Here is a 12,729-nt window from a genome sequence, read left to right as displayed (position 1 = left end):
CTGTTCCAATCAGAATGTCGGACGCGGTACCGGGATCGGGATATTGGCGTAGGTTTTTTCGCCGATCTTCGTTTCGACCGGTTCTGTTCCCGGGATCAGGCCGGCAAACACATAGGCCGGCGGATGCGTCATTTCGTGAAGATAGGGCGAGTGCATGATCGTCCGGCCTGCATCGTCGCGCGTTTCGCTGCGAACCTTTGCTGCTTTCGGATTGCAGATGTCCTGGGTGAGGTCGTTGACCACGGCCGTATCGCCGTAAGGCGCGAGCGACGCCAGCGGTGTGCCTTGGCTGCCCGTCGTGGTCAGGCCCTGCTGCAGCAGATTGGCGGAATCGTCCGCACGGCCCGCAAGGCTGTCAGCCCCGAGCACGACCGAGATCACCGTGCGCCCGTTGCGGGTGGCCGAAGACACCTGGTTGAAACCGGCGGCACAGATGAAACCGGTCTTCATCCCGTCGGCACCGTCGAAACGGCCGATCAGCGTGTTGAAGTTCGGATACTGCTTCTTGCCGGTATCGATGCCTTCGATGGTGAAATAGGTCGAATATTGCGGGAATTCCCGCTTGATCTGCATCGCAAGGATGCCGAGGTCACGGGCCGTCGTATATTGTCCCTTGCCCGGCAATCCGTGCGGATTGATGAAATGCGACGAGGACATGCCGAGCCGCTGCGCCTCGGCATTCATCATCGCCACGAACTGATCGGTAGAGCCGCCGACGGTCTCCGCCACAGCAACAGCCATATCATTGGCGGACTTCACCAGCATGATCTTCAGCGCATTGTCCATGGTCAGCTGCGAGCCGGGCCGGAAATACATCTTGCTGGCCGGCTGGTCAGTGGCGAATTTGCTCATCGTCACCGTGCTGTCCAGCGACAGGCGACCGCTCTTCAGCGCCCGGAACGTGACATAGGCCGTCATAAGCTTTGTCAGCGAAGCCGGGTACCATTTCCGGAAAGCATCCTGATGCGCGATCACGCGGCCCGTATTGGCATCGATGATCATGCGCGGGTTGGCGAGCGCAGCATTGGCGGAGGCGAAAACTCCGAATGCCGTCACGAGGCAGGCAAGCCGTCTGGCGGTGCGGTGGCGAATATTTAGGTGCGGCAAGATCGTCCTCGTCCGAATGTTAACGAGTGGGGCCATTAGATGGCCTATATGTCGAAGCAATGGCAAAGAAGATTGATTACGTCAATCACCCGGCGCACTATGCAAGACGGAGGGTGAACATAACCACGTGAAGCCGGATCGCATCGGGCAGGAATGCGAGTAGGCTTTGCGGCCGCGACTTGCGGAAAACGAAAGGAGGAGCATTGACGGCACCAGCATCTTTGCCGGAAATGCTCTGGACGTTCAGGAAAGAGATACTATGCCCATATTGAACCGCGCAGCCGAGCTTCAGGGCGAAGTGACCGGCTGGCGACGATTTCTGCACCAGCATCCCGAAATTCTCTATGATGTTCACAATACAGCGGCCTTCGTGGCGGAAAAGCTGCGCGAATTCGGCGTCGACGAGGTCGCAACCGGCATCGGCCGCACCGGCGTCGTCGGCATCATCCGCGGCAAAGGAGAGGGCAGCCGCACGATCGGCATGCGCGCCGACATGGATGCTCTTCCGCTGACGGAAATGACGGCCAAGGACTACGCCTCGACAACCCTTGGCAAGATGCATGCCTGCGGCCATGACGGCCACACGTCGATGCTTTTGGGTGCCGCAAAATATCTCTCCGAGACCCGTAATTTCAACGGCAGCGTTGCCGTCATCTTCCAGCCGGCCGAAGAGGGCGGCGCCGGTGCGCTGGCGATGGTCGAAGACGGCCTTATGGACCGTTTCGGCATCGAGGAAGTCTATGGCATGCACAACATGCCGGGAATTCCTGTCGGCCAGTTCGCCATCCGCAAGGGCGGCATCATGGCAGCCCCTGACCGCTTCACCATCACCATTACCGGACGCGGCGGCCACGCCGCCCAGCCGCACAAGACGATCGACCCGATCTTCATCGGCTCCCAGCTTGTCGGCAGCCTGCAGGCAATTGCCGCCCGCAATGCCGACCCGGTCCAGTCGGTGGTGATTTCGGTGACGCGTTTCGACGCCGGAACCTCCCATAACATCATCCCCGACACGGCAACGATCATGGGCACGGTCCGTACCCTGAGCGAGGATACCCGCGATCTGGCGCAGAACCGGATAAAGCAGATCGTCGACGGACTGGTGAGCGCCCATGGTGCAACGGCGGATATCGAATATTACCGGCAGTGCCCGGTCACTTTCAACCACGATCTGGAAACCGACCACGCGATAGAGGTGGCGACAGGCGTGGTGGGGGCCGCCAATGTCGATGCCAACGTCGATCCCACCATGGCCGGCGAGGATTTCGCCTTCATGCTGAAGCAACGCCCCGGCGCCTTCATCTTCATCGGCAACGGCGACACTGCCCCGCTCCACAACCCGAAATACGATTTCGACGACGAATCGATCGCCTACGGCATTTCCTATTGGGTAAAACTTGCGGAGAAGCGGCTATCAGAATGATCGCCGGAAAAAGGCTTGGCTAATCCGGACGGCTTTTGTATGGATGAGCGCAAGTGGTCCCATAGCTCAGTAGGATAGAGCGCAGGATTCCTAATCCTGAGGCCGATGGTTCGAATCCATCTGGGATCACCACTTCCCCACTTTCATGTCGTCATGGGTTTTCCGCTTTTTCCGAAGTGCATTGACTGCAAGAGACAGCCCATGAAGCTTTTTGACGGTAACGACTCATTGTTCGTCATGAAGATTAAACGAGGCTGGGCCGGCAAAAATACGTCCGCGACAAAATTTTTAAATACCACCGGTCGAATCTTCTAATGGCATTTCGCCGACCGAAATCTATGGTTGGTCCGGCTTTTATCGTTAGCCGATTGTTCAAGTGTCGGTTGGCATAATCTACGAGGAGGTAAAACGCAGCTTTGATCGATAACCCAAAGTTCTTTTACATTGAGGACGATACAGCTATGCTCTTCGCCTCAAACGGCACTGCTCTTGCTGCTATTCTTGTCGGCCTACCCGACGTATTACCTCTCATCGACTTCCCATTACCAACATACCCGATGTGGGTATATTTTTTAGGCCTGATCTTCGCGTTCATGTCTAAGTCGGTCATCCAAATACAAAATGGGGACATGCGGCAACGCGAAAAACTGCAAGCCGCCCGCGATTGGATTATAAGCGTCAGCGAAAGCCCCGACGCGGCAGTTGAGCTAAAAGGTCAGCTTCCGGCCATGTGGGAGAAATTGGATATTCTACACAAAAAACTGCTGAAAGAGCACCATGGCCCTCGGCTCGACAAAATCCGGGCATTTTGTTTTTTTGCTGCAGGAGTGTGTTTTCTTCTCGGTACAGCGAGCCTCATACACTTGGCGAGTTACGCCAAGGCACCCACATCTTTGTGATCAGTCACCTTAATGTACTCAATAGCCTCAATCTGATTGAGATCGAATGTGCACCCCAGAAAGGCAATGTGATCCACAAACCTAACTGTGCGGCAACCTCACGGCCGCGCCGGTTGCGGCATGTCGCTCTGCGGACCGATCGAACTTGTAAAGGTCCGGTCGACCGATTGAAGACGCGTCCAGGAGACGGATACGCCAAAAAGCAGGATCGCGATGATCGGGATAACAAGAAGCACAACGCCGCCACTGATGCGCATGACCAACTCCAAAACTACATAGTCATGGGTGGGACCTTGTGCGCAGCAGCTTAACGGTTCGTTAATTTGCGCCGGTTTTACACAAGAGCAAGGCTTGTTCCTGCCTCCTTTTGAAACAAAGGCGGCCAGGCACAAAATGGCCGAAAAATGGCCTCAATCGCCACCGCGGACGCAGCTAAACCGGATCAATTGGACTCGAGCCTGCAAACTTACGATCAGCTGATCATCAGTCCAGTAGCTCGCGAATCCGAACGGCAAGCTCTCGCGCGGTATAGGGCTTCTTCAGCCAGCTTCCCGACAGGGCAAGTTCCCGGCCCGCAATCGCCGGCTCTGCGTAACCAGAGGTAAACAAAACCGGGATATGCGGCTTTTCCGAGCGGACGCGGTTGGCCAGTTCATCACCCGTCATGCCACCCGGCATCACCACGTCGGTAAACAGAAGCGCAATATCCTGGTGGCGATCGAGCTGGGAAAGCGCCTGACTGCCGTTCTCGGCCTCGATGACCTCGTAGCCGAAGCTCGTCAGACGTGAGACCGTGACACGGCGCACTCGCGGATCATCCTCGACAACCAGAATTTTCTCCGGTCCACCGGGAAGCGGGCTTTGCGCCTGATGCACCACGGCATGAAGATTTTCACGATCGACTTTCTTCTTTGCGGCGGGCAGGAACATCCTCACCGACGTCCCCTGCCCCGGCTCGCTGTAGAGCTGGATATTGCCGCCCGACTGCTTGACGAAGCCATAGACCATGCTGAGGCCAAGCCCCGTGCCGGCGCTCACACCCTTTGTGGTGAAGAACGGCTCGAAGGCTTTTTCCTTCACCTCCGGCGTCATGCCCGTGCCGGTGTCTGTAACGGCAACCAGAATGAACTCGCCTGTCCGCATGTTGGAATACATCTGCGCATAATCGACATCGAGCTTGATCCGGGAAATCTCGACCGTCAGCTTGCCGCCACGCGGCATCGCATCACGCGCATTGATGACGAGGTTGAGGATGGCGTTCTGCAGTTGCGACGCATCGACAAGCGCCTCGTTCGGCGCACCTGCAATGATCGTCCTGAATTCGATCGCCTCGCCGAGCGTGCGGCGCATCAGCTCGGAGAAGCTCGAGACGAGCTGCCCGACATCCACCAGCTTGTTGTTGAGCGGCTGGCGTCGCCCGAAGGCCAGCAATTGGCCGGTCAGCTTCGCGCCGTCATCCGCAGCCGCCTGGGCCTCCTGCAACAGGACACGAAGATTGGGATCTTCGAGCTTGTATTCCATCATCTCAAGATTGCCGCTGATGACTGTCAGGAGATTGTTGAAGTCATGCGCAAGACCGCCGGTCAGCTGGCCTATCGCTTCCATCTTCTGCGATTGGCGAAGCTCCTCCTCGATCTTCTGGCGGCTGGTGAGGTCGCGGATGAAACCGGTAAAGATGCGCTTGCCGCCAGTGCGCGCTTCGCCAACCGCCAGTTCCATCGGGAAGGTCGTGCCGTCCTTGCGAAGCCCGGTTACCACACGGCCGTAACCGATGATACGCCGCTCCCCCGTTTCCATATAGTTGGAAATGTAACCGTCATGAGCATCGCGATCGGGATTGGGCATCAGCATTCTGACATTCTGGCCACAGACTTCCGAAGCGCTGTAACCGAACAGCCGTTCTGCGGCGGCGCTGAACGATGTGACCGTCCCTCTATCGTCGATGACGATCGTGGATTCCGGAACGGTGTCGAGGATCGAGCGCAGATGCGCTTCCCTTTCTGCCAGATCGGTCTGTACCCTTTTCATCGCGGTCACATCGTTGTTGGTCTGGATGATTATGGGCGCTCCGTCGACCGACAGGGAGACGGCAACCAGACGCGTCGCAACGAAAACCGCAAGGCCGTCGCGTGTGCGGTGCTCCAGCTCTCCCTGCCAGGAATACTCCGATGCGAGCTGCTGCCTGATTTCATCGAGCGGCTTGGGAAAGCGCGTCTGCAGCAACTGGTGAACGGACTGGCCAACCGCCTCCTCACGCGACCAGCCATAGAGCGCCTCACAGCCCGAGCTCCACCGGGTGATGATACCGTCACTCCCGTGGACGATGACATTGGCATCGTCCAGAAGGTGAAGAACCGCATCCAGTTCAGCCTGGGTCGTGAGAGTGTTTCTTATCTTGTGTGGCATCAAATATCCTGGCTGCGCTGCGGCTTAGTGGTGGCGCCGATCTTCGGCTGCACCTGCATCTCCCCAGCCGTATTCATCGTCGTCTCCAGCCAATTGTGCAAGCAACATCGGCTTGATGACCTTGACCGAATGACGGCCTACGCAGCCCAGAACGCCCTTGGTGCTGAGCTTGGTGATCGTGCGCGAGACGGTCTCGATCGTCAGGCCGAGATAGTCCGCCATGTCCTGGCGTGTCATCGGCAGCTGCACCATCGACTGGACGTCGCTCTTGGCCGCCGCCCTGCGAAGGTGCTTCAACAGGAATGTGCAGAGGCGTTCCTCAGCGCTCTTGCACGAAAGCAATACCATCTGGTCCTGGGCAGCGGCCATTTCATCACAAACCCGTTCGAACACCTGCGGGCGCAGTTCTTCCGAATCTTGTACGGCTGCCTCGAAATTCTTTCTGGTCAGCCGGCGAACCTTTGTCCCGACAATCGCTTCGGCGCTGTAGAGGTAATTGCGCTTCAGCGACACGCCGAGAAGATCACCGTCGAAAACAAAACCGGTGATGACCCGGCGACCGTCCGAAATGATCCGGAAGATGCGCAATGCGCCTTCGACGACCTCGAAGACGTGCTTTGCTTCGTCGCCCTCGAAGAAGATCGACTGGCCGGGATGAATAAACTCGACCGGCTGCCGCGAGAACAGACCATTGAGCGTTTCCGGCTCTGCTTCATGAAGAAGAGTTGCTGCTGTGCGTTCGCGATTATAGCTGGTGAGAAGCATGGTATTAACCCCGTCGTTTGATAGGGGTAGTTGACCTGTCGGCAGTAACACGCGAATGCTACAGCCGTAAAAGACGGTTCGAATTGGTAACAGTTTGTAACAGCCCGGCTAGTTTTAATGTCTATTGACCCAGCCCATGCGGCACACATCCTCGTCGTCGATGACGATCCTCGTATCCGCCAGATGCTTTCCCGATATTTCGAGGGTGAAGGCTATCGGGTTACGACCGTACCCGATGGCGTCGAGATGAACGTTGCGATGCGTCAAAATAGTATCGACGCCGTGCTGCTCGATCTCTCGCTTCCGGGTGGACGCGACGGCCTCGACCTTGCGCGCGATATCCGTGCGAAATCCGACGTGCCGATCATGATGCTGACGGGCCGCGACGACGTTGTCGATCGCATCATCGGCATCGAGATCGGCGCAGATGATTATATCGCAAAACCTTTTCATTTGAGAGAAGTCCATGCCCGCCTAAAATCCATATTGAGGCGGCGGCAGCCAGCCACACCGCGGGTTGTGCAGGAAGAGGATCAGGTCATCCGCTTCGAAGGCTGGGCCCTTAACATCTCTCGGCGGCAGCTGCTCGATCCTGCTGGGGCCGAAATTGAACTGACGACCGGCGAATTCGACATGCTCGCAGCGTTCCTCAACCACGCAGGACGTGTGCTGACGCGTGACTTCCTCATGGACATGACACGCGGCCGACAGCTTGAGGCGTTCGACCGCACGATCGACGCCCAGATTGTCAGGCTTCGACGAAAGATCGAGGCGGATGTCAAACATCCCCAGTTCATCAAAGCGATCCGCGGCGTGGGCTACATTTTCACCGGCAAGATAGGATAATCCAGCGGGACGTCGTCATCGACCCCGCAAATCAGCCCATGGTCCCATGGTCCGCGCTCCAGAAAGCCGGTCAGCACGGACCAATCCGGAGGCAGGGCAGTCCATATGTGGATCGTTCGGCATTTTTCCTTGATCGCAAAATTTCTGATAGCTGAAAAAAGTAGGCCCAGCACCTGTCTGTTGTCGACAAGGCTCACCGATACAAAGAGCGGGACTTCGACCTGGCGTCGCAGATCCCCCTCACCTCTGACGGCAACATAGGCTATGCCCCGGATATAACCCATGCTGTCCTTGACGATGAACCAGCAGCGGCACAACGATGTCGTGGCCGTGAGCGCTGTCCACTGCTCCAGATCGACTCCCGGCATGGCTCGCTCAATCAGTGCATAGGCACGCAAGACGTCTCTGGGGCTGAGTGTGCCGATCTTGTAGCCCATTCGCTTCGTCCGCACCGTCTGCACGTTCATTGTTGATCAGATGACAGCCGAGCTATTTTGACGCACCCAAAGGATGTCACCTTGATGCTAATCAACCGCAGGCTGGAATGATGAAGGCACAGAAGCGCGGATTATTGCAGCGCTTTACCCCTGATGCGGGAAAAGGCTTTCGACCGGGCCTCACGACGAAACCGTGCCGCCGTGCCAAACAGCGCACTGACGCTCGCCACACAGAACGTGCCGATCAAGACACCAGCTCCGCACCATATCACTCCGGCTAAACTGACTGGGAAAGACGGCATGAAGCCCCGCCAGGCATCGCTGAAAATTCTATCATCCGGTTGCCTTGCGATCACCAGAGGCCTCAGGACAGAAGAGGCAGCCGCAAGATCTTCAAGTTGGTCCGAAAGCAACTGATATCGCGCTACACTTCGCCGCATTGCATCAACCTGCTGATGCAGAGAGCTCTCGTTCGAGGAGGCGTAAATATTCAGTGCCGTTTGCCGGTCGAGGCCGGCATGATTCGCCTGTTCGTCGAAAATCTGGATGGCGGTTGTAAGCTCGTCTATCGCACTGGCGAGACGGTACCGATATTGCTGCGCGAATTCCGGCGCCTGAGAAAACAGCAGGGCGCAGCCTCCAACAATCAGAACTACCAGCACCCGGCGAACAAGAAACACGGCCAACCCTCGGCTTCGTCATAGTCGTCAACGAATCCGGATCGCAAAGGTTGCAATTCGAAATAAGCCCGATACCCGCGCGGATAAGCCTTATCGTGTGGGACGCGGCTCCCTGACCCGCTCCATCCTGAAGCCGAGGCCGATCAACCGACCGGAAAGATGCGCAAGCACCGGCCATCGGGCGATCCCGCGAATGAAGCCGGGTGGGCCTTTGCGCTTGTGCTCATTCTCCTGATCCGCCCGCCGGCTGCTGCGCATCATTAACTGCAACTTCTGCGTCGCTCGGGTGGGAAAGCTGCGGCGTTTTTCGACGGCCGCGAGATCAGCATCGGCAAGCCTGCCTTCGCGAAGCGGGCGCGAGAGGATATTTGCTGCCGCAACGGCATCCTGGATGGCGAGGTTCACGCCCACCCCGCCGATCGGCGACATGGCATGCGCCGCATCTCCAATGCAGATCAATCCCGACCGCCACCACTGCCTGAGGCGATCGATCCGCACCGTCAGAAGGCTCGTATCGGAAAATGACCGTATTTCATCCATGCGCGATGCCGGAAGTGGCGAGACATCCGCCACCATCTTTCGGAAAGCTTCGATGCCATGATCGCAGATTTGAGCGAATGTCGTCCGACGGACGACATAACCGCATTGCCAGTAGTCACCGCGATCGATCAGGACGAATCCCTGCCTTGGGCCTGCATGGCCCATGACCTCGTTGGGATCGCCATCCTGTTTCGAAAGCTTCATCCAGACGACTTCACTCGGCACGCCGAAATTTTCGACACGCAGCCCAGCTTTGGCGCGAACGACGGAATTACGGCCATCCGCACCGACGACAAGATCACTCTCAATTTGAATGTCGCCTTCTGCCGTTCGGGCGACAACCCCCGAGACCCTGCTACCATCTTCGACGACGCGGGTAATCTCGGCATTCATGATCAACCGGAAATTGGGAAGCCCTTGCGCGGATGCCGCCAGGAAATTTAGAAAATCCCATTGCGGCATGAAGGCGATGAAACGGTTTTTCACCGGCAGGCGGGAAAAATCCGCGATCGTGATCGTCTTCCCACCCATCTCGGCCGAGAGCTTTTCTGCCCGCGTATGCGGCAGGGCGAGGAACTGGTCGATCAGGCCGAGCTGGTCGATCACTTCAAGCGTCGAGGGATGGATGGTGTCACCACGAAAATCCCGCAGAAAATCCGCATGTTTTTCGACAATGGTGACATCGACGCCGGCCCGCGCCAGCAGAAATCCGAGCATCAGCCCGGCAGGGCCGGCACCGGCAATGACGCAGGTCGTCTTGATCTTCACGATTTCGCTCATCGTTCCATTTCGCTCCGATCAGCCGCCGGATCAAGTCGTATCAGATCACATCTGCCGCATCGCAAGCGGTCTTGTGGCCGCCATCGTTCACTTGTAGACCAACGGCAACAGTGAATATGGAAACGGCATGGCAGACATGGATAGACGCCGCATCAGCATTCTCGGGTCGACTGGCTCGATCGGCGTCAACACGCTCGACGTGGTAGCGCAGCTGGGTGGACGGGATGCGTTCGACATCGTCGCAATCACGGGCAACAGCAATGTCACACTGCTCGCAGAACAGGCCGTGACGTTCGGCGCCCGCCTCGCCATCACGGCCGACGACAAACAATATGCGACGCTGAAGGATGCGCTTTCCGGCACCGGCATCGAGGTTGCTGCCGGCCGCGCAGCACTCGTGGAGGCAGGCCAGCGCCCGTCCGATTGGGTCATGGCTGCGATCGTCGGCACCGCCGGCCTGGCGCCGACGGTCGCTGCCGCCGAACGCGGCGCAGATATCGCGCTTGCCAACAAGGAATGTCTGGTTTCAGCCGGCGAACTCTTCGTCAAGGCAGTCGCGGATGGCGGCGGCAAGCTCATTCCGGTCGACAGCGAGCACAGCGCGATCTTCCAGTCGCTGGAGGATGACCAGCGCCACGCAGTCGAGCGGATCGTGCTCACCGCATCCGGCGGGCCTTTCCGTACCTGGAGCCGCGAACAAATGGCAAATGTGACCGCCGATATTGCCCGCGCCCACCCCAACTGGTCGATGGGCCTGAAGATCTCGATCGGCAGCGCCTCGATGTTCAACAAGGCGCTGGAAATGATCGAGGCCAAACACCTCTTCAATGTCCGCCCTGACCAGATCGAGGTGATCGTTCATCCGCAGTCGATCATTCATTCCATGGTCGGTTACACCGATGGCTCAGTGCTTGCCCAACTCGGTTGCCCCGACATGCGCACCGCTATCGGTTATGCCCTCACCTATCCGGATCGCCCGAAGCTCGATGTCGAACGACTGGATTTTGCCAAGCTGGCGCGGCTGGACTTCGAAGCACCGGACGAGGCGCGTTTTCCGGCATTGCGGCTTGCGCGCACCGCCATGGATCGCGGCGGCGTGCAGGGTGCGGTGATGAATGCGGCGGAAGAAACCGCCTTCAACGCCTTCCTGGAAAAGCGTATCGGCTTCCTGCAGATGGCGGATATCGCCGAGGACGTGATGGAAGACATGGTCGGCTACGGTTCTGCCATCACCATGGACGATGTCTTTGCTGCCGACGCGGAAGCCCGACGTCGTGCTGCTGAAGCAATTGCCCAAAAGGAAATGGCCGCATAAGCGGCCATTTTTCTTTAACTCTGGATTTTTGGATCAAGCCACATGCCGCGCCAGCGCGCAGCGTGACCAGAGTTGATGCAGCGAGCCGACCAGATGCTCGAGATCGGCATCCGAATGTAGCGGCGTCGGCGTGATGCGCAAACGCTCGGTCTTGCGCGGCACGGTTGGATAGTTGATCGGCTGCACATAGATATTGCAGTTATCCATCAACAGGTCCGAAATCCACTTGCACTTGGCGGCATCGCCGACCATGACCGGCACGATATGGCTGGGGTTCGGCATATGCGGAATGCCCTTGGCATCGAGCATGCTGCGCAGCTTGCGGACACGCTCCTGATGGCGCGCGCGCTCCATCTGGCTGACCTTCAGATGCTTGATCGAGGCGATCGCGCCGGCAGCAAGAGCCGGCGGCAAGGATGTCGTGAAGATGAAGCCGGAAGCGAACGAACGGACAAAATCGCAAAGTGCCGCCGACGCTGTGATATAACCGCCCATCACGCCGAACGCCTTGGCAAGTGTGCCCTCGATGATCGTCACACGATCCATCAGGCCTTCGCGCTCGGCAATACCGCCGCCGCGCGGGCCGTACATGCCCACCGCATGAACTTCATCCAGATAGGTCATCGAGCCGTATTTGTCGGCGAGATCGCAGATCTCCTTGATCGGCGCGATATCGCCGTCCATCGAATAGACGCTTTCGAACGCGATCATCTTCGGCGCCTTCGGATCGGCCGCCGCAAGCTTGGCTTCAAGGTCGACGAGATCGTTATGCTTCCAGATCACCCGCTCACACTTGCCGTGGCGGATGCCTTCGATCATCGAAGCGTGGTTCAGCGCGTCGGAGAAAATGATGAGACCGGGGATTTTCTGGCCAAGGACGCCGAGCGTCGCCCAGTTCGACATGTAGCCGGAATTGAAGATCAGGCCGGCTTCCTTGCCATGCAGGTCTGCGAGCTCGCGCTCGAGAAGAACGTGGTAGTGGGTGGTGCCAGAAATATTCCGGGTGCCTCCCGCACCCGCGCCACAGTGATCGATGGCTTCATGCATGGCCGCGATCACGGCCGGATGCTGGCCCATACCGAGGTAGTCGTTGGAACACCAGACGGTCACATCCTTGGTGCCATCAGGCGTGTGGTGCGTCGCTCGCGGGAAACTTCCACGCTGTCGTTCGAGATCGGCGAACACGCGGTAACGGCCTTCCTGATGTAGTCCGTCCAGTTCGCTTTTGAAAAATGCCTCGAAATCCATGCTTACGCTCCAAAACCTGCGTCAGGCCTTTTTTGATTTTTGCCATCTTCTTCGTCAACCCGAAAGAGGCTGCTTGCGCTTGCCTGCGGCAATAGGCCCATTTTAGATTTATTCCAATCCGAATCTTAGCGGTAGCCGAAATGTGAAGATTGACCCACATCAAGCATCTGGCGAATAAATTTGCCCCAACTGGACACAAGCAACGTTGACAGACAGTGATTGAAGAACCGGCCTCGCCACTATCCTGGGCAGCATTCTTGCATCGTTTTCGGCAATCCGAACA

12 protein-coding genes and 1 tRNA gene are annotated in these 12,729 nt (G+C 57.8%); 5 read left to right on the top strand and 8 right to left on the bottom strand.

Going from position 1 to position 12,729, the window contains the following annotated elements:
- Window positions 1-9: 9 nt before the first annotated feature.
- The gene (locus ACI3K0_RS18475; RefSeq protein ID WP_286195004.1) at window positions 10-1,107 is read right to left on the bottom strand and encodes a D-alanyl-D-alanine carboxypeptidase family protein; all 1,098 of its coding nucleotides are present in this window, start codon (window positions 1,105-1,107) and stop codon (window positions 10-12) included.
- Window positions 1,108-1,366: 259 nt separating this feature from the next.
- On the opposite strand from ACI3K0_RS18475, the gene ACI3K0_RS18470 reads away from it, so the two are divergent.
- The 3 genes from ACI3K0_RS18470 (at window position 1,367) to ACI3K0_RS18460 (ending at window position 3,429) form a co-directional block, all read left to right on the top strand.
- Window positions 1,367-2,530, top strand: coding sequence for a M20 aminoacylase family protein (locus ACI3K0_RS18470; RefSeq protein WP_404945901.1), 1,164 nt, complete (start codon window positions 1,367-1,369; stop codon window positions 2,528-2,530).
- Between the two features lie 55 nt (window positions 2,531-2,585).
- Window positions 2,586-2,662: transfer RNA gene (locus ACI3K0_RS18465), tRNA-Arg, on the top strand.
- Window positions 2,663-2,946: 284 nt separating this feature from the next.
- Window positions 2,947-3,429, top strand: coding sequence for a hypothetical protein (locus tag ACI3K0_RS18460; RefSeq protein ID WP_404945900.1), 483 nt, complete (start codon window positions 2,947-2,949; stop codon window positions 3,427-3,429).
- Window positions 3,430-3,527: 98 nt separating this feature from the next.
- On the opposite strand, the gene ACI3K0_RS18455 is transcribed toward ACI3K0_RS18460, so the two are convergent.
- The 3 genes from ACI3K0_RS18455 to ACI3K0_RS18445 all read right to left on the bottom strand — a co-directional run bounded on the left by ACI3K0_RS18455 (window position 3,528) and on the right by ACI3K0_RS18445 (window position 6,600).
- The gene (locus ACI3K0_RS18455) at window positions 3,528-3,686 is read right to left on the bottom strand and encodes a hypothetical protein (protein ID WP_183686332.1); all 159 of its coding nucleotides are present in this window, start codon (window positions 3,684-3,686) and stop codon (window positions 3,528-3,530) included.
- 226 nt (window positions 3,687-3,912) lie between these two features.
- The gene (locus ACI3K0_RS18450) at window positions 3,913-5,835 is read right to left on the bottom strand and encodes a PAS domain-containing sensor histidine kinase (protein ID WP_183828314.1); all 1,923 of its coding nucleotides are present in this window, start codon (window positions 5,833-5,835) and stop codon (window positions 3,913-3,915) included.
- 24 nt (window positions 5,836-5,859) lie between these two features.
- A complete protein-coding gene (locus ACI3K0_RS18445; protein ID WP_148148197.1) occupies window positions 5,860-6,600 on the bottom strand; it encodes a helix-turn-helix domain-containing protein in 741 nt (246 codons plus the stop codon).
- A 117-nt stretch (window positions 6,601-6,717) separates the two neighbouring features.
- Between ACI3K0_RS18445 and ACI3K0_RS18440 the strand changes: the two genes are divergently transcribed.
- Window positions 6,718-7,446: a response regulator gene (locus tag ACI3K0_RS18440; protein ID WP_148148196.1), complete on the top strand. Its 729-nt coding sequence runs from the start codon at window positions 6,718-6,720 to the stop codon at window positions 7,444-7,446.
- Here the strand turns inward: ACI3K0_RS18440 and ACI3K0_RS18435 are convergent.
- From ACI3K0_RS18435 to ACI3K0_RS18425, 3 genes are all read right to left on the bottom strand, one after another.
- Window positions 7,419-7,883: a hypothetical protein gene (locus ACI3K0_RS18435; protein ID WP_404945899.1), complete on the bottom strand. Its 465-nt coding sequence runs from the start codon at window positions 7,881-7,883 to the stop codon at window positions 7,419-7,421. The genes ACI3K0_RS18440 and ACI3K0_RS18435 overlap by 28 nt on opposite strands.
- A 131-nt stretch (window positions 7,884-8,014) precedes the next feature.
- Window positions 8,015-8,563, bottom strand: a complete 549-nt coding sequence (locus ACI3K0_RS18430) for a DUF2937 family protein (protein WP_404945968.1) — start codon at window positions 8,561-8,563, stop codon at window positions 8,015-8,017.
- A gap of 90 nt (window positions 8,564-8,653) precedes the next feature.
- The gene (locus ACI3K0_RS18425) at window positions 8,654-9,883 is read right to left on the bottom strand and encodes an FAD-dependent oxidoreductase (protein WP_404945898.1); all 1,230 of its coding nucleotides are present in this window, start codon (window positions 9,881-9,883) and stop codon (window positions 8,654-8,656) included.
- Window positions 9,884-10,010: 127 nt separating this feature from the next.
- Between ACI3K0_RS18425 and dxr the strand changes: the two genes are divergently transcribed.
- Window positions 10,011-11,198 carry a 1-deoxy-D-xylulose-5-phosphate reductoisomerase gene (dxr, locus tag ACI3K0_RS18420; protein ID WP_404945897.1) on the top strand — a complete coding sequence of 396 codons (1,188 nt, stop codon included), beginning with the start codon at window positions 10,011-10,013 and terminating at the stop codon, window positions 11,196-11,198.
- Between the two features lie 33 nt (window positions 11,199-11,231).
- On the opposite strand, the gene hemA is transcribed toward dxr, so the two are convergent.
- Entirely contained in the window at window positions 11,232-12,446 is a 1,215-nt protein-coding gene (gene hemA / locus ACI3K0_RS18415) for a 5-aminolevulinate synthase (protein ID WP_404945896.1), read from the bottom strand.
- Between the last annotated feature and the right edge of the window lie 283 nt (window positions 12,447-12,729).

It is taken from the genome of Rhizobium sp. ZW T2_16, assembly GCF_044987325.1.
GTDB classification, from domain to species: domain Bacteria; phylum Pseudomonadota; class Alphaproteobacteria; order Rhizobiales; family Rhizobiaceae; genus Neorhizobium; species Neorhizobium cellulosilyticum.
The sequence above is the reverse complement of the archived record's forward strand: the minus strand, read 5'-3'. Positions and strand labels throughout refer to the sequence as shown.

What these genes read in the sequence shown, in the direction of transcription:
- ACI3K0_RS18435 (WP_404945899.1), bottom strand. Translation starts at nt 7,883, where the DNA reads ATGGGCTACAAGATCGGCACACTCAGCCCCAGAGACGTCTTGCGTGCC.
- ACI3K0_RS18455 (WP_183686332.1), bottom strand. Translation starts at nt 3,686, where the DNA reads ATGCGCATCAGTGGCGGCGTTGTGCTTCTTGTTATCCCGATCATCGCG.
- ACI3K0_RS18440 (WP_148148196.1), top strand. Translation starts at nt 6,718, where the DNA reads ATGTCTATTGACCCAGCCCATGCGGCACACATCCTCGTCGTCGATGAC.
- dxr (WP_404945897.1), top strand. Translation starts at nt 10,011, where the DNA reads ATGGCAGACATGGATAGACGCCGCATCAGCATTCTCGGGTCGACTGGC.
- ACI3K0_RS18445 (WP_148148197.1), bottom strand. Translation starts at nt 6,600, where the DNA reads ATGCTTCTCACCAGCTATAATCGCGAACGCACAGCAGCAACTCTTCTT.
- ACI3K0_RS18470 (WP_404945901.1), top strand. Translation starts at nt 1,367, where the DNA reads ATGCCCATATTGAACCGCGCAGCCGAGCTTCAGGGCGAAGTGACCGGC.
- ACI3K0_RS18425 (WP_404945898.1), bottom strand. Translation starts at nt 9,883, where the DNA reads ATGAGCGAAATCGTGAAGATCAAGACGACCTGCGTCATTGCCGGTGCC.
- hemA (WP_404945896.1), bottom strand. Translation starts at nt 12,446, where the DNA reads ATGGATTTCGAGGCATTTTTCAAAAGCGAACTGGACGGACTACATCAG.
- ACI3K0_RS18450 (WP_183828314.1), bottom strand. Translation starts at nt 5,835, where the DNA reads ATGCCACACAAGATAAGAAACACTCTCACGACCCAGGCTGAACTGGAT.